The sequence below is a fragment of the Duganella aquatilis genome (assembly GCF_009674565.1).
Classification (GTDB): Bacteria; Pseudomonadota; Gammaproteobacteria; order Burkholderiales; family Burkholderiaceae_D; genus Rugamonas; species Rugamonas aquatilis.
In genome coordinates, this window is sequence record NZ_WKJL01000011.1 from 153,861 (window position 1) to 179,011 (window position 25,151).

General features: G+C 55.5%; 26 protein-coding genes and 2 tRNA genes. 16 read left to right on the forward strand and 12 right to left on the reverse strand.

Translation table 11 applies throughout. From position 1 onward, the window contains the following. Positions 1-27: 27 nt before the first annotated feature. Positions 28-117: transfer RNA gene (locus tag GJ698_RS16350), tRNA-Ser, on the reverse strand. Positions 118-251: 134 nt separating this feature from the next. Beyond that, positions 252-2,240: an acetate--CoA ligase gene (gene acs / locus GJ698_RS16355; protein ID WP_154358865.1), complete on the reverse strand. Its 1,989-nt coding sequence runs from the start codon at positions 2,238-2,240 to the stop codon at positions 252-254. 209 nt (positions 2,241-2,449) lie between these two features. Here acs and GJ698_RS16360 point away from each other — a divergent pair, with 209 nt between their 5' ends. From GJ698_RS16360 to GJ698_RS16380, 5 genes are all read left to right on the forward strand, one after another. After that, positions 2,450-3,061 carry a YqhA family protein gene (locus GJ698_RS16360; RefSeq protein WP_154358867.1) on the forward strand — a complete coding sequence of 204 codons (612 nt, stop codon included), beginning with the start codon at positions 2,450-2,452 and terminating at the stop codon, positions 3,059-3,061. 16 nt (positions 3,062-3,077) lie between these two features. Then, complete coding sequence (locus GJ698_RS16365; RefSeq protein WP_154358869.1) at positions 3,078-4,607, forward strand: fumarate hydratase; 1,530 nt, start codon at positions 3,078-3,080, stop codon at positions 4,605-4,607. Next, positions 4,607-5,437: a glutamate racemase gene (gene murI, locus GJ698_RS16370; protein ID WP_154358871.1), complete on the forward strand. Its 831-nt coding sequence runs from the start codon at positions 4,607-4,609 to the stop codon at positions 5,435-5,437. Before GJ698_RS16365 ends, murI begins: the two co-directional genes overlap by 1 nt. Before the next feature lie 115 nt (positions 5,438-5,552). Beyond that, positions 5,553-5,628 (forward strand) — tRNA-His (locus GJ698_RS16375). A gap of 315 nt (positions 5,629-5,943) precedes the next feature. Further along, the gene (locus GJ698_RS16380; RefSeq protein ID WP_154358873.1) at positions 5,944-7,812 is read left to right on the forward strand and encodes a methyltransferase domain-containing protein; all 1,869 of its coding nucleotides are present in this window, start codon (positions 5,944-5,946) and stop codon (positions 7,810-7,812) included. Positions 7,813-7,923: 111 nt separating this feature from the next. Here GJ698_RS16380 and GJ698_RS16385 read toward each other — a convergent pair whose 3' ends face one another. Next, positions 7,924-8,331: a response regulator gene (locus GJ698_RS16385; protein WP_154358875.1), complete on the reverse strand. Its 408-nt coding sequence runs from the start codon at positions 8,329-8,331 to the stop codon at positions 7,924-7,926. A gap of 187 nt (positions 8,332-8,518) precedes the next feature. Here GJ698_RS16385 and GJ698_RS16390 point away from each other — a divergent pair, with 187 nt between their 5' ends. After that, positions 8,519-8,968: a hypothetical protein gene (locus GJ698_RS16390; RefSeq protein WP_154358877.1), complete on the forward strand. Its 450-nt coding sequence runs from the start codon at positions 8,519-8,521 to the stop codon at positions 8,966-8,968. A gap of 328 nt (positions 8,969-9,296) precedes the next feature. Here the strand turns inward: GJ698_RS16390 and GJ698_RS16395 are convergent, their stop codons facing one another. The 5 genes from GJ698_RS16395 to dusA form a co-directional block, all read right to left on the reverse strand. Then, positions 9,297-9,701: a hypothetical protein gene (locus GJ698_RS16395; protein WP_154358878.1), complete on the reverse strand. Its 405-nt coding sequence runs from the start codon at positions 9,699-9,701 to the stop codon at positions 9,297-9,299. A gap of 140 nt (positions 9,702-9,841) precedes the next feature. Further along, positions 9,842-10,183 (reverse strand): energy transducer TonB, encoded by a 342-nt coding sequence (locus GJ698_RS16400; RefSeq protein ID WP_154358880.1) that lies wholly within the window; start codon positions 10,181-10,183, stop codon positions 9,842-9,844. Positions 10,184-10,252: 69 nt separating this feature from the next. Then, entirely contained in the window at positions 10,253-10,585 is a 333-nt protein-coding gene (locus tag GJ698_RS16405; RefSeq protein WP_154358882.1) for an energy transducer TonB, read from the reverse strand. 110 nt (positions 10,586-10,695) lie between these two features. Then, positions 10,696-12,447 (reverse strand): methyl-accepting chemotaxis protein, encoded by a 1,752-nt coding sequence (locus GJ698_RS16410; protein WP_208023834.1) that lies wholly within the window; start codon positions 12,445-12,447, stop codon positions 10,696-10,698. 338 nt (positions 12,448-12,785) lie between these two features. After that, the gene (gene dusA / locus GJ698_RS16415) at positions 12,786-13,790 is read right to left on the reverse strand and encodes a tRNA dihydrouridine(20/20a) synthase DusA (RefSeq protein WP_154358883.1); all 1,005 of its coding nucleotides are present in this window, start codon (positions 13,788-13,790) and stop codon (positions 12,786-12,788) included. A gap of 98 nt (positions 13,791-13,888) precedes the next feature. On the opposite strand from dusA, the gene GJ698_RS16420 reads away from it, so the two are divergent. From GJ698_RS16420 to GJ698_RS16445, 6 genes are all read left to right on the forward strand, one after another. Further along, positions 13,889-14,938 (forward strand): site-specific integrase, encoded by a 1,050-nt coding sequence (locus tag GJ698_RS16420; protein ID WP_154358885.1) that lies wholly within the window; start codon positions 13,889-13,891, stop codon positions 14,936-14,938. Continuing rightward, positions 14,935-15,585, forward strand: a complete 651-nt coding sequence (locus GJ698_RS16425; protein ID WP_154358887.1) for a hypothetical protein — start codon at positions 14,935-14,937, stop codon at positions 15,583-15,585. The genes GJ698_RS16420 and GJ698_RS16425 overlap by 4 nt, the downstream gene beginning before the upstream one ends. Positions 15,586-15,636: 51 nt before the next feature. Then, positions 15,637-15,888 carry a hypothetical protein gene (locus tag GJ698_RS16430; protein ID WP_154358889.1) on the forward strand — a complete coding sequence of 84 codons (252 nt, stop codon included), beginning with the start codon at positions 15,637-15,639 and terminating at the stop codon, positions 15,886-15,888. Positions 15,889-16,002: 114 nt separating this feature from the next. Next, a complete protein-coding gene (locus tag GJ698_RS16435; RefSeq protein WP_154358891.1) occupies positions 16,003-16,521 on the forward strand; it encodes a hypothetical protein in 519 nt (172 codons plus the stop codon). Positions 16,522-16,990: 469 nt separating this feature from the next. Beyond that, complete coding sequence (locus GJ698_RS16440; RefSeq protein WP_154358893.1) at positions 16,991-18,277, forward strand: primase-helicase family protein; 1,287 nt, start codon at positions 16,991-16,993, stop codon at positions 18,275-18,277. A 168-nt stretch (positions 18,278-18,445) separates the two neighbouring features. Next, on the forward strand, positions 18,446-19,114 hold the full coding sequence (locus GJ698_RS16445; RefSeq protein WP_154358895.1) for a hypothetical protein: 669 nt from the start codon (positions 18,446-18,448) through the stop codon (positions 19,112-19,114). A gap of 83 nt (positions 19,115-19,197) precedes the next feature. Here the strand turns inward: GJ698_RS16445 and GJ698_RS16450 are convergent, their stop codons facing one another. Together GJ698_RS16450 and GJ698_RS16455 are read right to left on the reverse strand one after the other, a co-directional pair. Then, entirely contained in the window at positions 19,198-20,022 is an 825-nt protein-coding gene (locus GJ698_RS16450) for a ComEC/Rec2 family competence protein (protein ID WP_154358897.1), read from the reverse strand. 26 nt (positions 20,023-20,048) lie between these two features. After that, a complete protein-coding gene (locus tag GJ698_RS16455; RefSeq protein WP_154358899.1) occupies positions 20,049-20,837 on the reverse strand; it encodes a hypothetical protein in 789 nt (262 codons plus the stop codon). Between the two features lie 271 nt (positions 20,838-21,108). On the opposite strand from GJ698_RS16455, the gene GJ698_RS16460 reads away from it, so the two are divergent. Continuing rightward, a complete protein-coding gene (locus tag GJ698_RS16460) occupies positions 21,109-21,672 on the forward strand; it encodes a recombinase family protein (RefSeq protein WP_154358901.1) in 564 nt (187 codons plus the stop codon). 293 nt (positions 21,673-21,965) lie between these two features. Here the strand turns inward: GJ698_RS16460 and GJ698_RS16465 are convergent, their stop codons facing one another. Next, positions 21,966-22,640 (reverse strand): hypothetical protein, encoded by a 675-nt coding sequence (locus tag GJ698_RS16465; protein WP_154358903.1) that lies wholly within the window; start codon positions 22,638-22,640, stop codon positions 21,966-21,968. Positions 22,641-22,888: 248 nt separating this feature from the next. Between GJ698_RS16465 and GJ698_RS16470 the strand changes: the two genes are divergently transcribed. After that, complete coding sequence (locus GJ698_RS16470) at positions 22,889-23,257, forward strand: hypothetical protein (protein ID WP_154358905.1); 369 nt, start codon at positions 22,889-22,891, stop codon at positions 23,255-23,257. Positions 23,258-23,309: 52 nt separating this feature from the next. Next, on the forward strand, positions 23,310-23,810 hold the full coding sequence (locus tag GJ698_RS16475) for a PIN domain-containing protein (RefSeq protein ID WP_154358907.1): 501 nt from the start codon (positions 23,310-23,312) through the stop codon (positions 23,808-23,810). On the opposite strand, the gene GJ698_RS16480 is transcribed toward GJ698_RS16475, so the two are convergent. Then, a complete protein-coding gene (locus tag GJ698_RS16480) occupies positions 23,807-24,049 on the reverse strand; it encodes a helix-turn-helix domain-containing protein (RefSeq protein ID WP_154358909.1) in 243 nt (80 codons plus the stop codon). The two genes, GJ698_RS16475 and GJ698_RS16480, sit on opposite strands and share 4 nt — an antisense overlap. 83 nt (positions 24,050-24,132) lie before the next feature. Here GJ698_RS16480 and GJ698_RS16485 point away from each other — a divergent pair, with 83 nt between their 5' ends. After that, on the forward strand, positions 24,133-24,978 hold the full coding sequence (locus GJ698_RS16485; protein WP_154358911.1) for a hypothetical protein: 846 nt from the start codon (positions 24,133-24,135) through the stop codon (positions 24,976-24,978). Positions 24,979-25,151 lie beyond the last annotated feature (173 nt).

Here is a 25,151-nt window from a genome sequence, read left to right on the forward strand (position 1 = left end):
TTGCTCGGATCACCCAATTTGAATCCTTGGCGGAGAGAGGGGGATTCGAACCCCCGATAGGTTTGACCCTATACACGCTTTCCAGGCGTGCGACTTCAACCACTCATCCACCTCTCCTGCATTTCCCCTACATCCGGGAAGCGCCAGATTATAGCAAAGATTCCGGACAGTACCAAGATTATTTGCCGCTAAGTCATGACACTCAGATCACACCCCAGATGGGATTCCCGCCTGCGCGGGAATGACGCATGTTACGAGGTCTCTTTCAATTGCTCCAGAATGGCCGGATTCTCCAGGGTCGACACGTCCTGCGTAATGCTCTCGCCCTTCGCCAGCACGCGCAGCAGACGACGCATGATCTTGCCCGAACGCGTCTTCGGCAGGTTGTCGCCGAAACGAATCTCCTTCGGCTTGGCGATCGGGCCAATCTCCTTGGCCACCCAGTTGCGCAGCTCCAGTGCGATCTTCTTGGCATCGTCGCCAGTCGGACGCGCCTGCTTCAGCACCACGAACGCGCAAATCGATTCACCCGTCGTGTCATCCGGCTTGCCGACCACCGCCGCCTCCGCCACCAGCGGATTCGCCACCAGCGCCGATTCAATCTCCATCGTGCCCATGCGGTGACCCGACACGTTCAACACGTCATCGATACGGCCGGTGATGGTGAAGTAGCCGGTATCTTTATTCCGGATCGCACCGTCGCCCGCCAGGTACATCTTGCCGCCCAGCTCTTCAGGGAAGTACGACGTCTTGAAGCGCTCAGGATTATTCCAGATGGTACGAATCATCGAAGGCCACGGACGCTTGACGACCAGAATGCCGCCCTGCCCATTCGGCACATCCACGCCCGCCTCATCCACAATCGCGGCCATGATGCCCGGCAGCGGCAAGGTGCACGAACCCGGCACCATCGGCGTTGCGCCTGGCAGCGGGGTGATCATGTGGCCGCCGGTCTCGGTCTGCCAGAAGGTGTCGACGATCGGGCAACGCTCGCCGCCTACTTGCGTGTAGTACCACATCCACGCTTCCGGATTGATCGGCTCGCCCACCGTGCCCAGCAGGCGCAGCGACGACAGGTCGTAGTTTTTCGGATGCACTTTCGGATCGACGTCCGATGCCTTGATCAGCGAGCGGATCGCGGTCGGCGCGGTGTAGAAGATGTTGACCTTGTGCTTGGCCACGGTTTCCCAGAAGCGGCCGGCGTTCGGGTAGGTCGGCACGCCTTCGAACACCACCTGCGTCGCGCCCACCGCGGTCGGGCCGTAGGCGATGTAGCTATGGCCGGTCACCCAGCCGATGTCGGCGGTGCACCAGTAGACGTCGGACGGCTTCAGGTCGAACGACCATTTCATCGTCAGCGCCGCCCACAGCAGGTAACCGCCGCTCGAATGCTGCACGCCTTTCGGGGTGCCGGTCGAGCCGGAGGTATAAAGAATGAACAGCGGATGCTCGGCTTCCACCCACTCCGGCTCGCATACCGCCGACTGGCCTTCGACCAGCTCGTGCAGCCACAGGTCGCGGCCTTCCTTGAAGGCGATCGCGCCGCCGGTGCGTTTGTAGACGATCACGTCCTTGATGGTGTCGCAGCCGCCCAGCGCCAGCGCCTCGTCGACGATGGCTTTCAGCGGCAGGTGTTTGCCGCCGCGCAGTTGTTCGTCGGCGGTGATGACGGCCACCGCGCCGGCGTCGATGATGCGCTCCTGCAGCGATTTGGCCGAGAAGCCGCCAAACACCACCGAGTGCGTGGCGCCGATGCGCGCACACGCCTGCATCGCGGCCACGCCTTCCACCGACATCGACATGTAGATGATGACGCGGTCGCCTTTCTTGATGCCGCGCGCCTTCAGGCCGTTGGCGAATTTGCAGACTTTTTCGTGCAGTTCTTTGTAGCTGACGTGGGTCGCCTTGCCGTCGTCCGCTTCGAAGATGATGGCGGTCTTGTCGGCGTTGCCGTTGCTCAGGTTGCGGTCGAGGCAGTTGTACGAGACGTTCAGCTTGCCGTCTTCAAACCATTTGTAGAACGGCGCGTTGTCTTCGTTGAGGGTCTTGGTGAACGGCGTTTGCCAGTCCAGGTGTTCTTTCGCCAGGCGCGACCAGAAGCCTTCGTAGTCGGCTTCGGCTTCCGCGCACAGCGCGTTGTAGGCGTCCATGCCGGAGACGGCGGCTTGTGCTGCAAACGCCGCCGGTGGCGCGAAGACGCGGGATTCCTGTGGACCTTGTTGGGTGGTAGTGCTGCTCATGGTGTCTCCAAAATGTTGTAATCGTTTGCTAGCAACATAAACGCTATCGCTTACTGCGCCCTTACAGCCTGCCCCATCCCCGGCGGAGAATGGTGTGATGGATAATTTTACCAATAATTCAATGCAGCGTTCCGATGCGGCCGCTCGGCAGCGCGTGTAAAATGTCGGCAGTTTTCATAGTCTGCCTCATTTCCAGGAGTTTTGCCCTAATGACCGAGCCAAAGCAGAAGCTGCGTCCCCTGCCCGCCTTTATCTTCATGACCCGCTGGCTGCAGTTGCCGCTGTACCTGGGCCTGATCCTGGCGCAGTGCGTCTACGTGTTCCACTTCTGGGTCGAGCTGAAGGACTTGATCGGCGCCGCCATGGGCGATGCGGCATCGCTGCAGCACATCCTGGAAGCGGTCGCGGTACACGCGCCTTCCGCCGACGCCGTCGCCGTGGCGCCGCCGAACAAGCTGACCGAGACCACCATCATGCTGGTGGTGCTGGGCCTGATCGACGTGGTGATGATTTCCAACCTGCTGGTGATGGTCATCATCGGCGGCTACGAGACCTTTATCTCGCGCATGAATCTGGACACGCACCCGGACCAGCCGGAATGGCTGTCGCACGTCAACGCCTCCGTGCTGAAGACCAAGCTGGCGATGGCGATCATCGGCATCTCGTCGATCCATTTGCTCAAGACCTTTATCAACGCCAGCGTCTACGATGTGAAGACGCTGGTCGCGCAGACAGTCATTCACGTGGTGTTCCTGCTGTCCGCCCTGGCCATCTCTTACACCGACCGCATCACCACCATGACGCACAACGAATCCCATTAACCCCCGCGAGAACATCATGACCATCATAAAGCAAGAAGACCTGATCGAATCCGTTGCCGCCGCGCTTCAGTACATCAGCTACTACCATCCAGCCGATTACATCGAGCACCTGGCCCGCGCCTACGAGCACGAGCAAAGCCCGGCCGCCAAGGACGCCATCGCGCAGATCCTGACCAACTCGCGCATGTGCGCCGAGGGCAAGCGTCCGATCTGCCAGGACACCGGCATCGTCAACGTCTTCCTGAAGATCGGCATGGGTGTGCGCTTTGAAGGCTTCACCGGCACCGTCACCGACGCTGTCAACGAAGGCGTGCGCCGCGCCTACAACTACGACGACAACAAGCTGCGCGCCTCGATCGTGGCCGACCCGCACTTCGACCGCAAGAACACCAAGGACAACACACCAGCCGTGGTCCACATGGAACTGGTGGAAGGCGATACCGTCGACGTCAAGGTCGCAGCCAAAGGCGGCGGCTCGGAAAACAAATCGAAGATGATCATGATGAATCCATCCGATTCGCTGATCGACTGGGTACTGAAAACCGTGCCGACCATGGGCGCCGGCTGGTGCCCGCCAGGCATGCTGGGCATCGGCATCGGCGGCACCGCCGAGAAGGCCATGCTGATGGCCAAGGAAGTGCTGATGGAAGACATCGACATGTTCGAGCTGAAGCAGCGCGGCCCGCAGAACAAGCTGGAAGAACTGCGTATCGAACTGTGCGACAAGATCAACGCGCTGGGCATCGGCGCGCAAGGCCTGGGCGGCCTGACCACCGTGCTGGACGTGAAGATCATGATGCACCCGACGCACGCCGCGTCGAAGCCGGTCGCCATGATTCCGAACTGCGCCGCCACCCGCCACGGCCACTTCGTGCTGGACGGCTCCGGTCCTGCCTACATGACGCCGCCACCGCTGTCGACCTGGCCTGATGTGTCGTGGGCGCCGGACACCGAGAAATCGAAACGCGTCGACCTGAACACGCTGACCAAGGAAGAAGTCGCTTCGTGGAAGCCGGGCCAGACCCTGCTGTTGAACGGCAAAATGCTGACCGGCCGCGACGCCGCGCACAAGCGCATCCAGGACATGCTGGCCAAGGGCGAAGAGCTGCCGGTGGACTTCAAGAACCGCGTCATCTACTACGTCGGCCCGGTCGATCCGGTGCGTGACGAAGTGGTCGGCCCGGCCGGTCCTACCACCGCCACCCGCATGGACAAGTTCACCGACATGATGCTGGAGAAAACCGGTCTGATCGCGATGATCGGCAAGGCCGAGCGCGGCCCTGCCGCCATCGAGTCGATCAAGAAGCACCAGTCGGCCTACCTGATGGCGGTCGGTGGTTCGGCCTACCTGGTGTCGAAAGCCATCAAGCAGTCGAAAGTGCTGGGCTTTGCCGACATGGGCATGGAAGCGATCTACGAGTTCGACGTGGTCGACATGCCGGTCACCGTGGCCGTCGATTCGCAAGGCACGTCGGTGCACAACACCGGCCCTGCGGAATGGAAGACCCGCATCGAGCAGCTGAACGTGCCTGTTGTGACGGCCTGATGCAGATCGCCCACGCTCCCGGTTCGCCCATCGGCGTTTTCGATTCCGGCGTGGGCGGCCTGTCGGTGCTGCGCCACATCCGCGCGCAGCTGCCGCACGAAGACTTGATGTACTTCGCCGATTCCGGCCACGCCCCGTACGGCGACAAGACCGAGCAGTATGTGGTCGACCGTGCGCTGGCGGTGACGGATTATCTGTTGTCGCACGGCGCCAAGGCGCTGGTGGTGGCGTGCAATACCGCCACCGTGGCCGCCATCAAGGCGGTGCGGGCGAAATATCCGGAACTGCCGGTGGTGGGCGTCGAGCCCGGCCTGAAGCCGGCCGCGGCGGCCACGCACAACGGCAAGGTCGGCGTGCTGGCGACGGCGCGCACGCTCAAGGGCGACAAGTTCCTGCAACTGCGCGAGCAGATCAGCGCGGCCACCCAGGCCGAGTTCCTTCTGCAGCCGGCGGTGGGCCTGGTCGACGAGATTGAAAAAGGCAACCTGCACGCGCCGGCCATCGGCGCCATGCTGGAACGCTACATCGCGCCGCTGCTGGAGCAAGGCGCCGATACGCTGGTGCTGGGCTGCACCCACTACCCGTTTGTCCGCGACGGCATCGAACGCGTGCTGCGCGACCATGCGCGCGCGGACGTCACGCTGATCGACACCGGCGACGCCGTGGCGCGCCAGCTGGGCCGCCTGCTGGAGGCTGCCGGCCTGCTGCATGCCGGCGCCGATGGCAAGGCCATCCTGCGCGGCTACACCACCGGCGACGCGGCCGCCCTGGCGCAAGCCTTCGCCGATTTGCTGGGCCTGAAGCCGGACGTGGAAAAGGTTGATGTTTAAGCCATGGGCCGAGGCTGAAAAGAATGCTGCAATTAAATTTGCAGGAATCGGAACTGGCTTGTATAATTCTGGCTCGTTGTTCAGCACTAGTTGAACAGCAAGTAGTAAATCAGCGGTGGCTGTAGCTCAGTTGGTAGAGTCCAGGATTGTGATTCCTGTTGTCGTGGGTTCGAGCCCCATCAGCCACCCCAAATTTCTTATAAGAATCAGAAGCTTATAAGAGATGCTGAAGTTAAGAAGATCAAGCTGCCGATGGCAGCTTTTTTTTCGTCCCGCCGCCAGGTGAAACTCATCCCCTAAAGCGCCAGCTCGCTTGCTGTTGCCCCTCCTCCGCGGTTTTTGACGTTGGATTGGCAACTTGGTAGTATTGCGTACCCCTCCACGGACATGTTTCTTTTTTATACAACCCAATCGCTTGCGCGTTTGGGATCGTCAACCCTGGTTTACACATGCTTTGGGGCGATCACCCATTTGCATGGGCCAGAAAATTTATCGTGAAATAAGCAATGGCCAACGAAACGAGTAAACAAATGGCGCGACGTTCCACGGACAGGCGCTTCGTCACGCGCTGGTTCGTCGGGCATGGTATCGACATCGGCTGTGGTCCTGATCCATTGTCAAAGTTCGCCGACTTTCTGCCTTTGATGAAATCGCTACGTCCCTGGGATATGCCGGATGGCGATGCCATGGTCATGGCGGGCGTGAGCGATGAAAGTTATGACTTCGTGCACTCCAGTCATTGCCTGGAGCACCTGGTCAACCCGATCGAGGCGATGAAGAACTGGATACGCATTTGCCGCAAAGGCGGGCATCTGGTCCTGACCATCCCTGACGAAGATTTGTACGAGCAGGGTGTGTGGCCATCCACGTTCAACTCGGATCACAAATGGACGTTCACCATCTACAAGTCGGCCAGCTGGTCGCCGCGATCCATCAACGTGCTGGAACTGCTCGCAGCGTTCCGCGATACGGTTGAAATTCTGAAAATCGAAAAGCTCGATGCCAGCTTCCATTATGGCCAGCCGCGCTACGATCAGTCGTTGCACACCATGTCCGAGTCGGGCATCGAGATCGTGCTGCGCAAGCGCGATGAAGCAACTGCGAAACCGGCCGCCAGCGAGCAGGAGGCTGCTGAACTCATCGCGCAGGCGGGTCAACTGTTGCAGCAAGGCCGGGCGGAAGACGCCAAAACAATTGCCTCGCGCGCCGTGGAAATCGCGCCGCAGGATACGCGGGCGATTCTGGCGCTCTGCGATGTCTACGATGCACTGGAGCTGTTCGACGAAGAGATTCAGCTATTGGAGGAGAAGCGGTCGTGCTTCCCGGCGCCGGATGCCGTCTGGCTGCGCCAAGGCTTTTGCCACGAGCATGCGGGCCGCACGGATGCAGCCCTGCACTGCTTCGAACAAGCCCTCGCGCTCAATCCCGCATCGGCGCTGGCGCACATTTATGCAGGCAGGCAGTTGATGCGCAAGGGCGAGTTTTCACGCGGACTGCGGGAAATGATCTGGATGTGGCATGGCAAGAATCCGGAACTGGGGCTGACCCAGCAGGCAGGCATTTTTGCCGATGAAAGCGCACGCAGCACGCTGCCGGGCAAGCCGCTGCTGTTGGTGGCGGACAGTGGCCTGGGCGACTCGATACAGTTTGTTCGCTATGCCCGCCAGCTGAAAGCCGCTGGGGCCAATGTCGCCGTGCAGGTGCCGCCGACGCTGGCAAGGCTGTTTCAGCACGCGGACGGCGTGGACCTGGTTTCCACTCCCGACAGCCCGCCATCCGGCGCGTGGACCACGGTTCCAATGCACAACCTGATGTGCGCGTTCGACACGACGCTCGAAACCATCCCCGCGCAGACGCCCTATCTGCGTGCGGACGAAAGGGAAGCGGCGCAATGGCGTGAGCGTTTGCAGGATTTTCGCGGGCTGCGCGTCGGCTTATGCTGGGGCGGCAATCCTGGCTTTCCACGCGACCGGGCACGTTCGGTGCCCTTTGCCCTGATGGCCCGTTTGCTGGACCAGCCTGGCGTGACATTTTTCTCGCTGCAAAAGGACGCCGACCACCAGGCCCCCAACCTGATCGACTGGACATCCGAGCTGCACGACATGGCGGCAACTGCGGCGCTGGTGCAGAACCTGGATCTGGTCATCAGCGTGGATTCCGCAGTGGCGCACCTGGCCGGCGCGCTGGGACGGGAAGTCTGGCTGCTGAATCGCTTCGATACATGCTGGCGTTGGCTTGAAGAACGCACGGACAGCCCATGGTATCCAAACATGACGCTATTCCGGCAGCACGCTCCGAAAGCGTGGCCGGAGGTGATGGATCGGGTCAGCGCCGCGCTGGCGGATCTGGCGACGTCGTTCGAGCGTGGCCGTTGAGAACATGACGCCTCTCACCGTCCGCCCATAAAATGAAAAGCCCAGTCTCCGGACTGGGCTTTTTGCCTTTCAGCCGCCGTTTGATACACCTTTACGCTGACATACGCGGCGCTAGGTTTTGGCTGCGGCGCGCTGGGCGCGGATTTGTACGGCGATGTTTTCCAGCGTGTCCATCACCGCGCCGGGCGTAAAGGGTTTGACGATGTAGCCTTTGGCGCCGTTGCGCAAGGATTGCTCCACGGTGCTGCGCTCGGCGCTGGCCGTGACCATCAGCACCGCCGCTTTCGGCTGCTTCTCGCCGATCCAGTTCAACAGGCTCAGGCCATCGCCATCGGGCAGCTGCACATCGAGGCAGATGATGTCGGCGCGCTGCGAACGCAGGCGCGTGCGGGCCGATTCGGCCGTGGCGGCATCGCCCACCACGTCGAATTTGTCGCCCTGGATAATCACGCGCAACAAGCTGCGCGTCATTTCGTTGTCGTCAATAATGAAAACGCTCAGTCCCTGGTGCAATGGCATGCAGGTTCTCCTGTGGCTATCATGCTGCCAACTATAACGCAATGTCCTTACGAATGCGTAACGTTACAACATTTTGACCCGGCCTATTGCCCGCTGGAACCGAATTCCCGCTACAATGGAACGATCGTTTGCATTCCCATGCAAAGCCTCGCAATACCTCTACTGATCCCCAGAATCGCATAAGTGTATGTCTCAAGAAAAAGCCCCTACTGAAGTCAGTACCTACAGCAAAGATACGCCGGTCGGCCGCCCCGATACCGATGGCCGCGCCGGCGTGTTTGTCCCTTCGCCATCGTTTGACGCCGGCGCCAACGCCGCCATCCGCATGGGCGCCGGCATCGTCGGTTTCGGCAACCCGGACGGCACGCTGACCGTCTATTTCGAAGCCAACCGCTTCGACGAAACCAGCCTGCACAAGTGGGAAAACAAGGCGCGCAAGGCCTACGACCGCATGGTCATGGGGGCGCCGACCGTTTCCAAGGCCAAGATCAACGCCAGCATGCTGGAGCAGATCGGCATCATCGACGGCATGGGCATCCACCTCAAGCAGCCGGAACGCCTGGAGCAATGGCTGGCCCTGAGCAACGCGCAGGATACCGCACCGGCCGGCCCGGTCACGCTGTGGAAAACCAAATAAAAGTTGACTGAGAGATAGACGCAAGCTTTAGTCCTACATTTTGTCGGACATTTGGCTGATTCCTGGAAGACAGGCCGTGGACTATTCTGGAGTTATTCCAGTTCCCACCCACTTTCAGGAGCCTGTCATGGCACGTTATCTACACATCGCATTTGGCGCACTGCTGATCACGGTAGCCGGCGCATCGGCCTATGAACTGTGCTCGGAAAACGTGCTGCACCAGTCATCCATCTACGTGCTGCGCTAAGCGTCGCAGCCCCACCAGACGAAAAAAAATCCCGCCGCGCCTTCAACAGGCGCCAGCGGGATTTTTTACGTCCGCGAGCGATCAACGGCGGTGGTAGCCGCCCCAGCCGCGTCCACCCCAGCCACGGCCGCCGCCGCAGCACCAGCGGCCGAACGAAAAGTCCAGGCCGATCGATACCGGCGGGTAGTAATACGACGGCGCCGGTGCGTAATACACGGGCGTCGGGGCGTAGTACACCGGCTGGGTGACGTAGGTGGTGGTGGTGGCGTAGCTCGGGTCGGTGCTGTAGGCAACGCGCGCCGGCTGCTGCGCCGGCAACTCTTCAGTCCAGGTGCCCGATTGGGTTTGCGCACCGGCCGGCAGCACCGACACGGTGTGCCACTGGTACGGGTCCTGCACGCGGGCAGTGGTGTAATAAGCTGGACGCTGCGTGGCGCAGCCGGTCAGCGCCGCCAGCGCGGCAACGGCGATAACGATAGTTTTCATGGCGGTTTCTCCTCAATCCAGATCGTACTATATAAGGAAGCGCGCTGCGCTTCGCGCCCCATTACAGTTTATTACAACCGGCCCGATACACGAAAAAAAAGGAACCGCGCGGGTTCCTTTTTTGCTCAGGCCGTAGCCGCTCAGTCCAGTTTCCAGGCGTAATCCACCTTGGTCCAGGTTTCGGCCGGGGCGCCGTCCTTGGTGCCCGGCTTGAACTTGCAGGCGCTCAGCGCCTTGATGGCGGCCTTGTCCAGATTCTTGAAACCGCTGCTCTTGTCCACTTTCGAGTCCGCAACGCTGCCGTCCGGCTTGACCAGGAACGACATCGACACCGTACCCTGCTCTTCGTTCATCAGGGATGCTTTCGGATATTCGGCTTTGCAATTCTTGGCATCGAACGATGCAGGAACTTCAGCGGCAAAAGCGGTGCCCGATACCAGCACTGCTGCGATCACACTCAACCAACGCTTGTTTGTAAACATCTGATTTCCCCAAAAGTGTAAGAATCCGGCGAGCAGGCCATGCCCTGTGCATGGCCCGGTTGAGACTGATTACAGCTTCCAGCTGTAGTCGACCTTGGTCCAGGTCTGGGCTACAGCGCCATCCTTGGTGCCTGGCTTGAATTTGCAGGCGCTCAGTGCTTTCAGGGCGGCTTTATCGAGGTTTTTGTAACCGCTCGATTTTTCCACTTTGGAATCCATGACGTTGCCGTCGGCGCCGACCAGGAAGGCCATGGTGACGTCGCCCTGCTCTTCATTCATCAGCGAGGCTTTTGGATATTCCGCTTTGCAGTTTTTGTCGTTCAGCGAAGCTGGCACTTCAGCGGCGAACACAGCCGAAGTAGCGAAGGACAGGATGGCGGCGGTGAATACAGACTTGTTCATATTACGATTTCCCAACAATTTGTTATTAACGACTGGTTAAACGAACTCCACAGCGGGCCATCTGTCCACAACAGCGGACGGCAGACTGCGGCAAATAGTTTCAGAACTGCTTAGAACTCTTCCCACTCATCGCTGCCGGCGGTGCTGGCTGCCGCGGCGACTTTTTTCGGTTTGGCTGCCGGTGCAGGCGCTGGCTTGGCGGCCAGTTTCTTTACCGGAGCGCGGGCGGCGGCGATCGGCTTGACCACTGCTGCCTTGGCAGCTGGCGCCGGCGCGGACACTGCGGCGCGCTCTTCACCTTCCACCAGCTTGAAGATGCTGACCACGCGCGACAACTCGCCGGCCTGATCTTGCAAGCTTTGTGCTGCGGCAGCGGCTTCTTCCACCAGCGCGGCATTCTGTTGGGTCATGCTGTCCATCTCGATGATGGACTGGTTGACCTGGGCAATACCAGCGCTCTGTTCCTGGCTGGCATTGGCGATTTCACTCATGATGTCGGTCACGCGACGCACCGAGGTCACCACCTCGTCCATCGTCACGCCGGCCTGGCCGACCAGCTTGGTGCCGGCGCCGACTTTTTCAACCGAGTCATCGATCAGCATCTTGATTTCCTTGGCGGCGCCAGCGGAGCGCTGGGCCAGGTTGCGCACTTCCGACGCCACCACGGCGAAGCCGCGGCCTTGTTCGCCGGCACGGGCGGCTTCCACGGCAGCGTTCAGCGCCAGGATGTTGGTCTGGAAGGCGATGCCATCGATCACGCCGATGATGTCCACGATTTTCTTGGCCGAGGCGTCGATCGAGCTCATGGTGTCCACCACTTGCGACACCACCTGGCCACCCTTGACCGCCACATCCGAAGCGGCCGAGGCCAGCTGGTTGGCTTCACGGGCGTTGTCGGCGTTCTGTTTCACGGTCGAGGTCAGCTCGTCCATGGCCGAGGCGGTTTTTTCCAGCGACGAGGCCTGCATTTCGGTACGCGACGACAGGTCGACGTTGCCGGCGGCGATTTCACGGGAAGCGGTGCCGATGGTCTCGGTGCCGGTGCGCACCTGGCTGACGATGTCGCGCAGGCTGTTGCGCATTTCACGCATTTCGAAGACCAGGCTGTTCTTGTCGGCGCCGGTGGTGTTGATCGAGATCGACAGATCGCCGCCAGCGATGGCGCCGGCGATCGACGCGGTGTAGTCCGGCTCGCCGCCCAGCTGTTTCTGCAGGCTGCGGGTGATGACCAGTGCGGCTGCGACCGAGATCGCCACGGCCAGCAGGCCCATGATGATCATGAAGCTGCGGGCGCTGGAGAAGCCGCTGGCGGCGTCAACCTGCATCTGCGCATTCATCTTGTCTTCCAGCGCGCCCAGTTGTTCCAGGGCGGTCATCCATTTTTTCTGCGCCGGGCGGATTTCCTTGACCAGCACGCGGGTGGCTTCTTCAGCCTTGCTGCCCAGCCACAGTTCCGACGCCTTGGCGATGGCTGGCATCGCGGTGGCTTCCGCTTCCTTGACGGTGACCAGCAGCGCCTTCTCTTCAGGCGTCGATTCCGCCGCGAATTGGGTGCTCAGCTTGGTCTGGAACTCGGCGTATTTGCCGGCCAGCTCCTTGATACGGTTCATGTCCGCTTCCATGTCGGCCGGATCGGCGATCATGGTCAGCACGCGCAGCGAGTTGACGCGCTCCGCAACGTTGTTGCGCATATCCAGCACCAGACGGGAGACGACATTATTGACGCTGATCACGTGATCGAGACGGTTCTGAATCTGCGACATGCGCAGGATACCGACGACAGTCACAGCGACCAGGAACACCAGCACCAGGGCGAAACCGAGGCCCAGCCGCGTTCCGACTTTCATTTTTGCTAAATTCATTTCGTCTTCTTCTTAAGTGACTGTTGATAGAAGTTGCCCTGGACTACGCACGGCTCAGTGTGCGGCGTCCAAACAAAACCCTTGCTGATAAGTAATAAGCTGTGACAGTAGCAAACAATGACTGCGAATGCAAAAATTTGCAGGTCCACCAGCAGCCAGCATGTAGTTTTTTGGAACCGCAATACACCACGAAAGACGGTGGATATGTGTGTATATTCAGGAATTATAGATGCAAATTTTGCCTCAAAGCAAGCATTTACTGCCTCCAAAATACGCAAACGAACTTTCTACGTGGAAATTCTGCCACACCCGATAAAAGTTCGTGTAAATACGTATTTCTACGCAGCAATACGCAGGCGGGCTGCGGCTTCCAGCAGGAGATTGGCGTCGCCGAGGGCGAGTTTTTTGGAGTCGGACAAAGTCTGACGGAAGGCACGGGCGCCGGGCAAACCGGTCATCAGACCGAGCATGTGGCGCGTGAGGGAATTGAGTTTCATGCCGTGCGGGCCGTACAGCGCCAGCTGGGCTTGAATGTAGGGAATCATCGCTTCCAGCACCTGTTCGCGGGTCTTCGGCGCGCGGCTATCACCATAGTAGCGTTGGTCGAAATTGGCCATCACGAACGGGTTGTGGTAGGCCTCGCGGCCCAGCATCACGCCGTCCAGGTGCTGCAGGTGCTGGTCGATTTCAGCTTCGGTCTTGATGCCGCCGTTGATGATGATTTCGAAGTCAGGGAAGTCGCGCTTCAGCTGGTAGGCGTAGTCATATTTCAGCGGCGGGATTTCACGGTTTTCCTTCGGCGACAGGCCTTTCAGGATCGCATTGCGGGCATGCACGATGAAAGTCGTGCAGCCGGCATCGGCCACCTTGCCGACGAAATCGCGGACGAAGTCGTAACTCTGCACGTCATCGATGCCGATGCGGTGCTTGACGGTGACGTCGATCGACACCGCGTCGCGCATCGCCTTGACGCAGTCGGCCACCAGTTGCGGCTCGGCCATCAGGCAGGCGCCGAACGCGCCCTTCTGCACGCGCTCCGACGGGCAACCGCAGTTCAGGTTGATTTCGTCGTAGCCCCACTTCTCGCCCAGCTTGGCGCTGGTGGCGAGGTCGGCCGGATCGCTGCCGCCCAGTTGCAGGGCGACCGGATGCTCTTCCTCGTTGAAGCGCAGGTGGCGCTCGACGTCGCCGTAGACCAGCGCGCCGGTGGTCACCATCTCCGTGTACAGCCAGGTGTGCTTGCTGATGTGGCGATGGAACACGCGGCAGTGGCGGTCGGTCCAGTCCATCATCGGCGCAACACTTAGTAACCGCTTGTTTTTAATAGGCTTTTTTTCGTTCATTTTGACTGTGTGCAGCTATCAGTGCACACGAGGTGCACACGAGGTTAATTTCTGACGCATAATTCGGGTTTCATTCAACACACAACAATTGCACACGGATGGCAACGTTTACAAAACTCAAAAGCGGCAAATGGCGTGCGCAAGTGCGCAAGAGCGGAATCTATCGAAACCAGACCTTTCAGTTTAAGCGAGATGCGGAGGCTTGGGCACGTCAGGTAGAAGTACAAGTTGAACACGTCGCGGCTACTGGCTACCAGCCAATTCCGGATGACTATAGCGTGGGTGATTTGATAGATGGCTACGGGCAAGAGTGTAACATGGGAGGCCGTACAAAGCAGTCCACCCATGCGATGCTGAAGCGCGAACTTGGCGCAGTCTCGTTGAAACGCCTTAACAGCATCCATCTTCGCGACCTCATAGATACACGCCTTCAAGCCGGAGCCGGTGGCGTCACCATCGCTGCGGATCTTTCCTTCTTTGGTGCGATTCTGAAGTGGGGCAAGCATTCACGCAGGCTGGACCTGCCGACGGAATTGACCGTAAATGCGCGAAGGGATCTCACTGCCCGCAATGTTCAAACACGCAGCGCTGAGCGAAATCGCGAGCCAACTGCTGACGAGCTTAAGAAAATTTACACTCTTTGGCAGAATAACAAGCGTCAGAAGATTCCGATGGCAACCTTGTGTGCATTCGCTTTAGCTACAGCGATGCGACAAGAAGAAATCTGCTCAATTCTCTGGAAAGACTTGGACACGGAAAAGCGTACTGTAGTCATTCGCAACCGAAAAGACCCACGGAAGAAGATCGGCAACGATCAGATCGTGCCACTACTCCCCGCCGCATGGGCGATCATCGACCCATTGCTGCCACAGCAAATGGTAGGTAGGGTCTTTCCATATAACGCAGCAAGTGTCAGCGCCGCATTTACACGTGCTTGCACTAAGCTAGAGATAGATGACCTGCATTTCCATGACTTGCGCCACAAAGCCACCAGTGACCTTTTCCGAAGTGGCTTAACAATCCCACAAGTCGCCCTACTAACTGGACACAAGACCTGGACTCAACTGAAGCGATACACCCATACCAAGCCCGAAGATGTGCATGCCGCACTTACTACCCTAGCAAAGCGCAGTTTGGAGGCCGCTTGAGTAAATTAGCAACACAAGAACATTTCATTGAGGTAGACCGGTCAGTACGTACACGCTTGGCGCTTGCGAACGAAAGTACTTATTCTTATCTGGTAAGGATTACCGCGATGTTCAAAAACCCGAAGGAATTCGGAATGCACATGCGCACTGTGAAAGAATGGCTAGAACCACAATTAACCGATCGAACACGCCCGCTTTATGACGAGATGACAACGTTGCTAACTCGAATCGAAAAGGAGAGGCCGCGCAATCGCAGCTGGCACCCGCCCTTGACTGTTCGTGTACCGAAATCTGTAACGCGAGACGCGGCAGCAAGATATACCGCGCAGCGTGAACGAATTATGGTCTTATTTGAACAAGCCAACATCTCGCATCAGATGGAGCCATTTGTTGCAGCGCAGGAGAAATACAAAAAAGCGCAGAGTAAGCGGGCATCTGAACAATCAACATTGTCAGAAAGACAGCAATCAAACATCGTGAAGCTATATACCGATAGAGCGTCCACCGGCTCTGTGTACGGTTATGTGAAAGAACTGGCAAATGAATTCAAAGTATCTCCGACAGCAATACACGCAGTGCTCAGAAAACATGATGTAAAGCCGAAGACGGCGCGACCGAAAAACTCAATTGATAAGCAGCCGGGCTGATTAACTATCGGCCGGTAAAGTTCAGTCCTCACCAACAACACGGAGGACTAAATGAACGCAAACACAGACTCAAACACCATCACCACTCTGGCCAAACTGGTTGACTGCTTCGATGAAGAAGGCTTCGCCAAGCTGGCCGGGGTGAAGCTTTCAACTCTCGACGCATGGCGCAAACGCGGCAAAGGCCCAGAGTACGTACTACTGGGTTGCAACTATCTCTATCCCATCGCAGGCGTACAACGCCATTTATCGGGCCTAGTCCGGGCACGCAGTAGCTCCGGCCCGAAGCGCGTACTGCTGTAACTGTTCGGGCGATTCGCCCATTGACCATATCTAATGCCTAGCAAGTGCCAAGAATCGTCCTTGGAGGGCGGAGCTACGCCTGAAGGATCTAACTATCAATATAAAGGATTAAAAATGAATCAACATATCACTCCAGAAATCAACACCAAATTCGTCGAAGTCGGCTGTACCCCAATGGCCGCGAGCTCGTCGGCAGTGGACTACTACCATTGCAAAATGGACTTGTATTTCCACTACTGCCCGGATGTAGGAACAGGCGAATTCCACCCAATAAACAACTCCACGGAGGTTGTCATTGTCGTTGACTCTGACACAGCGTTGAGCGTAGCGCGCCTTCGGGGCTTACATTGTGAAGTCATCAAGTTGCATGACATCCGTGATTTCATCTTATACCGTGCTTATAGCACGGAATGTGGTGATTACCGGAGCGCAAAGCGACGCTACAGCGAAGCTAAAGAATTTTATTATCAAGCCTTCGATAAATACGACTACATCATGGGTCTGCACGAACGTAACGTCAAGCGTCTCAGTAACTCAGCAAAGAAAGTGTCGAAAGCACAACTGAATTATGCATTTGCGGAGGACGAGCATTTGAACGCTGCAGCGCTCTTTTGGTCCCACCCAAAGCCATAAGTGCATCAGAAAAGTCGTTGGTTATCTGTGGCACATGCGGCTTTTCTATTTGGCTTACGTCCGTTTTTTGTAGATTAAATCCAGATGGCAATGGAGCATCCAACGCTTTACCACACCTAATGAATGTTAACAGAAAGGAAAAACATGAATATCCGTCCACTGACGATCCAAAAGACGAATCGTCAACAAATCCTAGCTTGCGACGGGACGCCGCTCGAACGGGCCTACATTTACCTTACGCCAGCTACTTGGCAGGCACTACGAGGGCTAGTTGCCAAAAGTGGCAAGCCAACATCACAGGTGATAGAAACATTAATCAGCGCCGAAACCGGCCAATCTAATAAGGATCAACATGACACTAATTCCCAGCACCATCGGCACGACAAGTAAATCAAAGCATATGCTTTCCGCAAAGGAGGCTGCAAAGGCACTCTCTGATCATAAAGCGTCCGCGTCGTGGTGTGTGGACATGAGCGCCAACACGCCTATCCTTCTACACGCTCTGTCCAACCGCACCGCAACAGTACAGGACATAAAGCTGGGCTTCACGGAATGGGCGAACGCATCGCAGATCCGCGTTGAATGCAAGTCGTACCTGGAGTTTTTGAACAGCCTGCCTGAACGGGTAATGTCGCAGCTTCCCCGCGTCTACGGTCTTGGGATGCGCCCAAACCACGAGCGATTCATCACCGATGGCTCCGGCATTAAGTTAGCGAATATCTTCAATCCAGTGCTGTTCGGTGCCCCCTCACCAATTCCAGCCCCATTTGACGTAACTGCCGATCTGTTTGGGCAGCAAGTACCCGAGATCCTGGCTGAAATGTTGATGCGCGTATTTCCAGCCGAGGACGAGCGCCGCTTCATGGTTCAGCGCATCGCAGCAATCGTCAAAACTCCGATGCGTCGCGTTAAGCACGCGGTGTTCATCGTAGGCACTGGTGGCACAGGTAAGAGTTCGGTGTTGGACATTATCGAAACTGCGCTTGGCGGGCAGCATGTTAATCGCTCTTCCACTTACGCGGAACTGTTCGACAAGTTTTCTGAAACGCTGGTGAACAACCGTGTGGTTGGCATCGAGGATAAGGCCATTGGTCGCGGCGGCGAACAATACGTGTACACGAACCTGAAGCAGATCATCGACTACAACCAGCGCTCGGTAAGCATCAAGCACCAGCAACGCTCTGTTATGCGGGAGGTGTACAGCCATTTGTTCATTACGACAAACAAGCCAGACTTGTTTCCATGGGATGAGAACGAACGCCGGTTCTTTGCGCCGCAATATATAGAGCATAAGGAAAGCGCTGAAGAATCCGGTGTTTTCCTGACGCGGTTCCACGAGTTCCTCGCCCTACCGCAAACGCCAGCGTACCTCTATCACTGGTTGATGACGGTGGACATGACCGGCTTTGACTATGGGCGCTGCCCGCGCACTGAGTACATGAACGAACTAGTCAACCAGTCTGTGTCGATGCTGGACACCTTGCTTGATGAATTTCTGGAGGGGCGCGATCTATTCCATCCGAGCGACGTCAGCAACTATTTTGTACAGCGCCAGCATCGTGCTAGTCCGGACGAAATCAAATCTGCTCTGACAAAACGAGGCTTCGAGTACAAGCGCATGCAGTTTCGTTGCGAGGGCCACGTAGATGCTCGGTTCAGCGTATGGCGAAAAGCTCCGCCAACGGGCCGTCACTTCCGCGACGTCACTGAGGCAGAGGCGTTTGAACTGATGCAAAAGCAAGGTGTTGCGTTCTAAACGCCACCGAAGCTACAACTAAAAACCAAGCGGGCATCAAAAGCTTCATCGCATGAATGCAGATTGCGTAAGGCAAAGACCGTAAAAGCCGCAAAAGCCAAGTGCAACGGACGCCCTTATAAAAAGTGAAGCAGGCAACTGCTGATCCTAATACCGAAAGGAACTACTATGAAATACGATTCAAAAGCAGAACAAGAGGCCGCTGAATTCATCGAGAAAATGGCCGGTGGATACCGCAAGGCAGGCGAATTCGAGTTCATCGACGCCCGACTATTTGATACTGCCAATATGCCGTTCAAGGCAGTACTGGACTTCATTCCACATGATCCAGAGGACTGCACTATTGAATTCAAGACGACTGGCCTGAACAGCCGTAAATCAAAACTTCTAGCCGATTATGCTGTGGTCATGACTACTGCGCGAGGCTATGAGCGAAAGCACCGCATTCATCAAAAGTTTAGCTGGTCAAATTCCGCGTACAAGCATGGGGAACAACACGCGAAATTACCGCCGCTGCGACATATTACGACATTCTCCAAATGGCCTACATACCGCGAAATTAAGTTATATCTTAAATTAGGAATATTGTTCTGCCACACCTCAGCTTTAGAGGCGCTGAACAGCGCGTGCAAGATGGCGCGTGCTGGCTTTGAGATTAACTTCCAGCAAGTTACGCCTGAAGGCATCCAAGTAACGTTTCCATTAAATTCGATGTATCGGCATCAGTGCGATCAGGCATCATCTCGGACATCTGAAAAATATTCAAGCAAGTCGGCGTGGCCGCTGAAAAAACTGAGCAAAGCAGCATGGCAGAACACTGGCATTAATCTTAAATAATAAAATAAAATATAAAAGAGTGACAACTTTCACTTTGGTGCAGTTTTCTTAATTAGAAGATTACTGCACCATCTTGCGAAATTTCAGTCAGTGTTAAAGAGGTATGTTACCGGCTCTTTATCTGTAATAACTGTTCGAAGAGACTGTCCATCGCCATAATTAGTTCTAAAGTATTTCGATGCGTGCTTATTAAACAAAGTGATTGCTTCCGAATGTGGATGTCCATATTCATTATCAACTCCCGCACTAATTATAACGGTGTGCGGCTTTATGAATTTTATCGCGTCACTGGTGATTCCATGGCGTGACCCATGATGCGGGGCAGCAAGCACATCCGCGCGAATTGCCTCTCCAAAATATTTAGCAATGTTATCCCAGCGTGCACATTCAGCATCGCCCGTGACAAGATACGTGCCTCCCGTTTCCCGTTCAGTTATCTTGCATACTAGAGAACAGTTATTTGATGAATTCATATCATCAACATGCGGAGAGAAAATTTCAAAATGAAATTCCGTAGCCAACTTATAATAGTATCTGGTATCATTTTTTTGCAGTGATATAGAATACTTTTTAAACTTTTGACTAGCGCTCTCATATGATGATATTACATCAAAACATTTTTTTGCTGTTGAGGTTTCTTTAAAATACTTCGGATACATTATCCATTCTGGACGATACTTATTAAGTACGATTTTCATACCAACTTCGTTGAAATGGTCAGAATCGTACCCTGTTATTATTAGACCAACGAATTTCTTTCCAGCGAGTATCTTGGAAAGAGCGGCCTTAACGTGCACTATTTCATGCTGAGGATCGAGCGGAACATAGGTGTCAATAATAAACGCTTCCGTTTTTCCTGTAACAACAACAAACTGACCTTGTCCAATATTTAAAGTATAAACGTCCATAAGATCCCCTTTTGATAAGTTTTGAACTATTCCTCAGATTGCTTTTTTAAAGTTCTAGGTTTTAACGAACCACACGATCTAATAAGTCGGTCAGCATAAAAATAACCAGCACGCTCAACAGATTTTTCAGTTACTAAGAAAATCCAGCAAAACAGCATTAGAAGAGAAAAACCAGTTGGCAATGCATCGATAATCGTTACACTATCCACGCCATCCAGCGCTAAGGCTGGCACTAATTTCAAAGAAATAAATGTATGAAATAAAGAAATGCATAAAGTCGCTAAGCAAACAAAAATTCCAATTCCCTTTAATCCTCGAAGATTTCTTTGAAATCCGTAACTTTTATTTTCCGAAAAAACTAACGAATGTTTCTTAACATCCTGTGTTTGAGCAATCAACCAAGCGGTCCCGGCCCTGTAGAAAGTATCTGCCGTAGCGGGATCATTGACTTCCTCCGCAGCGGTAGGCGCTTTTAGCCCCACTCCCCGGGCCAACACGTCGTGATACTTCTGCTTCGTTACCGCATCGACTCGATCGTCACGATGGCGCAATACGATGGTAGTAGGCTTACCTCCCCATTTATCGAATAATCTCTCTTCCAGCGACTTGCCAAGATCACGCGCAAATCTCGAAACGAGCAAGGGTCCGCCGCACACCAACAGCGCGGACGCAGCGGTGACTAGAAGCGGGTGATGAGGGCCAAAGATGCAGATGACCAGCAACCCAATCGGTAGTAATGAAAGCAATGCTGGATACAAGCGAGCTTCTCTGTCATAGGAATCACTCCAGCGTGAAATAAATTGCGCTATGTTCATCTTGCCTTTCAGCAATCAATTGTTGTCAAAAAAATGTAAAAAGATGTTACCAATCTGAGGACTCAGGTTTGTAGTGCAATAGGTAACTCTAAATTTATTTTCAGCATCCTTATCTCGCCCGGCGTCCAAGAAGGCATACTTTCCGTGCACTGCTACTGCCTGCCTGCAAACCCGCATAACACCGTGTCCAGAAAGTATGGGTTTATCACATTCTTTACAAATTCCAAGAAGCCCCATATACTTTCCTTACACATTCACACAAAGGCAGGGTATGAGCAAGGGACAGACGGTAGGTTATGTACGGGTTAGCTCGGTAGGCCAGAACACCGTGCGTCAGCTAGACGGTATTGAACTGGACAAAGTTTTCACCGACAAGTGCAGCGGGAGCGACACCAACCGTCCTGCCCTGCAAGCGATGCTGTCGCACGTCCGCGAAGGCGACACCGTAGTAGTGCATGAGATCAGCCGCCTCGCCCGGAATACTGCCGATCTGCTGGCACTGGTGCAGCAGTTGACCGACAAGGGCGTGACCATCACCTTCAAGAAGGAAGGCTTGTCCTTCACCGGCGACAAGGACAACGCCATGAACAAGATGCTGTTGACCATGCTGGGCGCTGTGTCGGCTTTTGAACTGGCGATGATTAACGAGCGCCGAGTGGAAGGACAGGCCAAGGCCAGAGCAGCAGGTACGCACATGGGCCGCAGTGCCAAGCTAAGCCCTGACGCGCAAGAGAAGCTGCGCAAGGAGGCGGCAGACGGCGCAAGCAAGACCAAGCTGGCAGAGGACTACGGTATCAGTCGCTCTACTCTGTACGCCATTCTCAAAACAGCGTAGGACGTAACAGGAGGCCGGTCGTGACCTCGCCCATCGGTGGGCCGTGCAATGCTGTCCGGTAGCGCCAGCAACGCGCTATAGATATTTTAACTTTGGCTCTGGCGTAATCTCCATGCGCCACGGCCCGTTAAGCGATCCACTGGACCTCCAGACCTTCCAAACCCGATCAGAAGTTCTGGAGATATCTTACTGCGTTCGGTGGCGATTTCCGTACGGATCGCTGCGCACTAAGTCAGTCCCTCGACCTAGTAAAAATTTTAGGCTTTTTTAGGACCGTAGCCGCTACGTCAAACTTACACGCTTGCCCACCGGGCCGCTATTTCTTCGCCTGCCGCAGCAAGGTCACTCAACCGACGCTTATTAGCTGTCGGTGCCGAAGATACCGTTCCTGTTGGAACATCAACGACATAGCATAGCGCCGGATCAACACTTTTGGGATCTTTTGCATTGGCTTCAAGGTGGGCGCGCAAAGCTGTAGCCACATAAGCCCCGGCTTGCTCCAGAATCGGGGCTGATTTAGAGAAGTTCAGCTTCACGCAACCCACAACGTCACCCGTTTCCTTGTTCTTAAGGATTGCATCAGGTCGCATCGATACCTTCGTACCGCCAAAATCCACCGTTTCGGAAGCAAAGGCATAGCCCGACTGAACCGAAACATCTGCTACTTCCAATTCTTCAGCAAGCGGCAGGAAATCCTCGATTGCTTCCGCAGACAGTTGCCGGTCCTGAACAGTAAAGTCGGACCCAGAAGTGTCGGACCGTAATTCTGCTGCCCTGGCTAACGGTGCTCCGTCATCAACCATGCCGCTTTCGATATAGCCGACGATGGCCTCCCGCGCAGCCTTATAACGTGCCGCCTTAAATACAGGCGGGTTCTTTTGGTCACGGACAATCTGCCTACGTCGCGCAGGAGTGGCCGTCATATACTCGCCAAGCTTGTTGATCGAGATTTTTGGTTCTTCATTCATATCGCTTCCTTTTGATAGATGCAAAACTGAAAACAATTCCCAAAAAGCAAAAACCACAACATCTAGTGAATTTCAATCAAATACATACCGATTGTAGTACAGACCAACCAGAAGGCAAGACAAAATCGTTGTGTACAATGAAGTTTTCTTGTTGACTTTGCAAAAGACCTTCAAGCGCACCTTTGCGGCCTGTACAAGCTTAACAGCGATGATTATACTGGGTTTTTAAACAGTACTTAGGGGGCGTAGTGAAGGTCCGTGTTGTCAAGATGTTCAATCACGGCGTTGAGGTAGAGCGCCGGATGCTGAACGATCGCTACACCAGCAAGTACGACGGCAAGCTGGTCATCATGGACGCCACGGACAGCGGACGGCATAGGCCCATCAAGGTAGCCCGGTTAATGACCGACCGGGGCGTAGCCTGTGAACTGTTCGACGTGCATGTGGTCTGGTCCAGCGACAACCGCATTACCTTCACCGGGGATGAGAGGATCAAGAACGAGTCCGGTCAGCAGGTCTGCTATAAGCAGTCCTGGCTGTGTACGCTTGACCTTAGTCCAGTGCCGGAAGAGGATGATATAGGGCCACGGTACGTACAGAAAGCACCGCCCCGGTAACGTCAACTGCATCATAATTGACCTACTGCCCTATCCAGCGAGGACTACTGAAATGAACCCATTCATCAAACCTGATGTGTACGATCTTCGCCGGAAGCAAGGCGACATGCGCAATACCGTCCACTATCTTGATAACTGCATGTTCGTGGCACATGACAACGATCCCGATATAAACCGCATCCTTGCGCTGCACAAAGCCCGTGAAGCAGTTTTCGTAATGCCCAAATCAGTCAAGAGTGAAGTGGACAACCCGCGCACGCCCGAACCAGCAAGAGACAAGGCAAGCGGTATGCTGTTCACCTTCCCCGTGACCCCATCCAAAGACGAGGAAAGAAAACGGCAGATGGTAGACGAAATCCTTATTGGAAACAGTAAAGGTGACAAACACGTAGCGGACGCGGCCCATGTTCTCGAAGCTGGCATACACCACGGCTACTTCATCACCTCGGATGGACGTGTGAATGACAAGAAGGACCAACTCAAAGCAGCCTGCGGCGTCAGGATCGTCAGGCCAGCAGAATGGCTTGCGCTCTGGGACGGCCAATTTAACTAAAGTTCCGCCTCTTGCATCAGAGTTGCAATCGTGGTTTCCAGTGCGCTGGCAATAGCAGCTAACGGCAGAATTGCCACGCTGTTCTCTCCACGTTCAACCTGACCTATATAGCTCCTGTCCATTCCGACCGCTTGGGCAAGCTGTTCCTGACTAAGCTTACAAGCCTTCCGGCGATGTCGAATGGCCGCACCTAATGCGGTTAGAACAGGGTGACGGCTGTGTTTGGATGGGGTAGGCATTTCCCCCCATGTTGCCGGTGTGATAAAGTTGGTTCTACGGGATCACATCCCGCATTTCGACAAAATCACATTTTCAGGGAATCATGAACTACATCCGCATTGCCGTTACCGCAGTTTTCTGCATACCACTCTTCAGCAGTGCAGGCATGCTAGACGAAGCGAAGGAAAAAATACGGCGGGATAGCGAGGAGCAAGCCATCCTTGCCATGGATAAGAACCCGCAATACTACTCGGCAGTGAGGAAGTACAGAGAAAACCCAAAGCGTAGTGGGCCACAGTGCTATCTGACTGCAAGCGAACATTGGTCAATGTGGACGGGCGTGCCGAAACAAGAATTTGCAGCCTGCGATGAGGTCGTACGCCAAGAAATACAATCCATCTACGCGGAAGACAAGCGAAGGTCAGACGAGGTAGCTGCAATTGTGGCTAAGGATGCAGCAATACGGGCGGAGAAGGACGCTCGTGTCGAGGAAGAAGAGCGGGAACTCGACCGAACGGCTGGTCCATTGAGGCTCAACCCCAACGCTGGTGACATGCGCCCTACCGTCGTCCATTTTCCAGACCGTTCGTGCATGAGCAAGCACATCGGAAACGAAACCTTCATCGACTGCGGGGAGTACCGCAGCATCTTGTCGGATATGTCAGCAGAGAACGCCCGGATTGACCGGCAAATACGTGACGAAGCTCGATACGAGCGTAGGGAGCGAGTCGCTAAAGCGAAGTCGAAATCGGAACTGACGCAGCAACTGGTAGACATAGACGAAGCTGGCAAGTTTGCCCGGAAGGTCAGCGTCGATAATCTGTTTGCAACAGCGCCGAAAGGATGGGCTTGTGTTCAAAAGCGCTTGCCACCCGGTAAAGACATCCTAGATTCAACGGACAAAGATGAAGCAGCCTGCGTTAAGGCGTTCAAAGGCAAGCAAAACTGAACCGGTAGCATGGGTGCGGTGGCAGTCTGGATCGTCACCACTGTCACTTGATCGTCCTTGGAAAGCCTCGTTGGCAGAGATCCGATGGCACGGCTATGCCGAATTCAGCTTCGCTTGGCATGGCTATCGAATTTCAGATAGCAGAACCGTGAGATTGATGCACACCAAGTGCA

Bases quoted from the DNA above. Each gene is read 5' to 3' on its own strand.
- GJ698_RS16440 (WP_154358893.1), top strand. From the start codon at position 16,991: ATGAGCGCCAACACGCCTATCCTTCTACACGCTCTGTCCAACCGCACC.
- GJ698_RS16485 (WP_154358911.1), top strand. From the start codon at position 24,133: ATGAACTACATCCGCATTGCCGTTACCGCAGTTTTCTGCATACCACTC.
- GJ698_RS16365 (WP_154358869.1), top strand. From the start codon at position 3,078: ATGACCATCATAAAGCAAGAAGACCTGATCGAATCCGTTGCCGCCGCG.
- GJ698_RS16405 (WP_154358882.1), bottom strand. From the start codon at position 10,585: ATGAACAAGTCTGTATTCACCGCCGCCATCCTGTCCTTCGCTACTTCG.
- GJ698_RS16430 (WP_154358889.1), top strand. From the start codon at position 15,637: ATGAACGCAAACACAGACTCAAACACCATCACCACTCTGGCCAAACTG.
- GJ698_RS16465 (WP_154358903.1), bottom strand. From the start codon at position 22,640: ATGAATGAAGAACCAAAAATCTCGATCAACAAGCTTGGCGAGTATATG.
- acs (WP_154358865.1), bottom strand. From the start codon at position 2,240: ATGAGCAGCACTACCACCCAACAAGGTCCACAGGAATCCCGCGTCTTC.
- GJ698_RS16450 (WP_154358897.1), bottom strand. From the start codon at position 20,022: ATGGACGTTTATACTTTAAATATTGGACAAGGTCAGTTTGTTGTTGTT.
- GJ698_RS16460 (WP_154358901.1), top strand. From the start codon at position 21,109: ATGAGCAAGGGACAGACGGTAGGTTATGTACGGGTTAGCTCGGTAGGC.
- GJ698_RS16445 (WP_154358895.1), top strand. From the start codon at position 18,446: ATGAAATACGATTCAAAAGCAGAACAAGAGGCCGCTGAATTCATCGAG.
- GJ698_RS16395 (WP_154358878.1), bottom strand. From the start codon at position 9,701: ATGAAAACTATCGTTATCGCCGTTGCCGCGCTGGCGGCGCTGACCGGC.
- GJ698_RS16400 (WP_154358880.1), bottom strand. From the start codon at position 10,183: ATGTTTACAAACAAGCGTTGGTTGAGTGTGATCGCAGCAGTGCTGGTA.
- GJ698_RS16435 (WP_154358891.1), top strand. From the start codon at position 16,003: ATGAATCAACATATCACTCCAGAAATCAACACCAAATTCGTCGAAGTC.
- GJ698_RS16360 (WP_154358867.1), top strand. From the start codon at position 2,450: ATGACCGAGCCAAAGCAGAAGCTGCGTCCCCTGCCCGCCTTTATCTTC.
- dusA (WP_154358883.1), bottom strand. From the start codon at position 13,790: ATGAACGAAAAAAAGCCTATTAAAAACAAGCGGTTACTAAGTGTTGCG.
- GJ698_RS16420 (WP_154358885.1), top strand. From the start codon at position 13,889: ATGGCAACGTTTACAAAACTCAAAAGCGGCAAATGGCGTGCGCAAGTG.
- GJ698_RS16475 (WP_154358907.1), top strand. From the start codon at position 23,310: ATGAACCCATTCATCAAACCTGATGTGTACGATCTTCGCCGGAAGCAA.
- GJ698_RS16410 (WP_208023834.1), bottom strand. From the start codon at position 12,447: ATGAATTTAGCAAAAATGAAAGTCGGAACGCGGCTGGGCCTCGGTTTC.
- GJ698_RS16455 (WP_154358899.1), bottom strand. From the start codon at position 20,837: ATGAACATAGCGCAATTTATTTCACGCTGGAGTGATTCCTATGACAGA.
- GJ698_RS16385 (WP_154358875.1), bottom strand. From the start codon at position 8,331: ATGCCATTGCACCAGGGACTGAGCGTTTTCATTATTGACGACAACGAA.
- GJ698_RS16480 (WP_154358909.1), bottom strand. From the start codon at position 24,049: ATGCCTACCCCATCCAAACACAGCCGTCACCCTGTTCTAACCGCATTA.
- GJ698_RS16390 (WP_154358877.1), top strand. From the start codon at position 8,519: ATGTCTCAAGAAAAAGCCCCTACTGAAGTCAGTACCTACAGCAAAGAT.
- murI (WP_154358871.1), top strand. From the start codon at position 4,607: ATGCAGATCGCCCACGCTCCCGGTTCGCCCATCGGCGTTTTCGATTCC.
- GJ698_RS16380 (WP_154358873.1), top strand. From the start codon at position 5,944: ATGGCCAACGAAACGAGTAAACAAATGGCGCGACGTTCCACGGACAGG.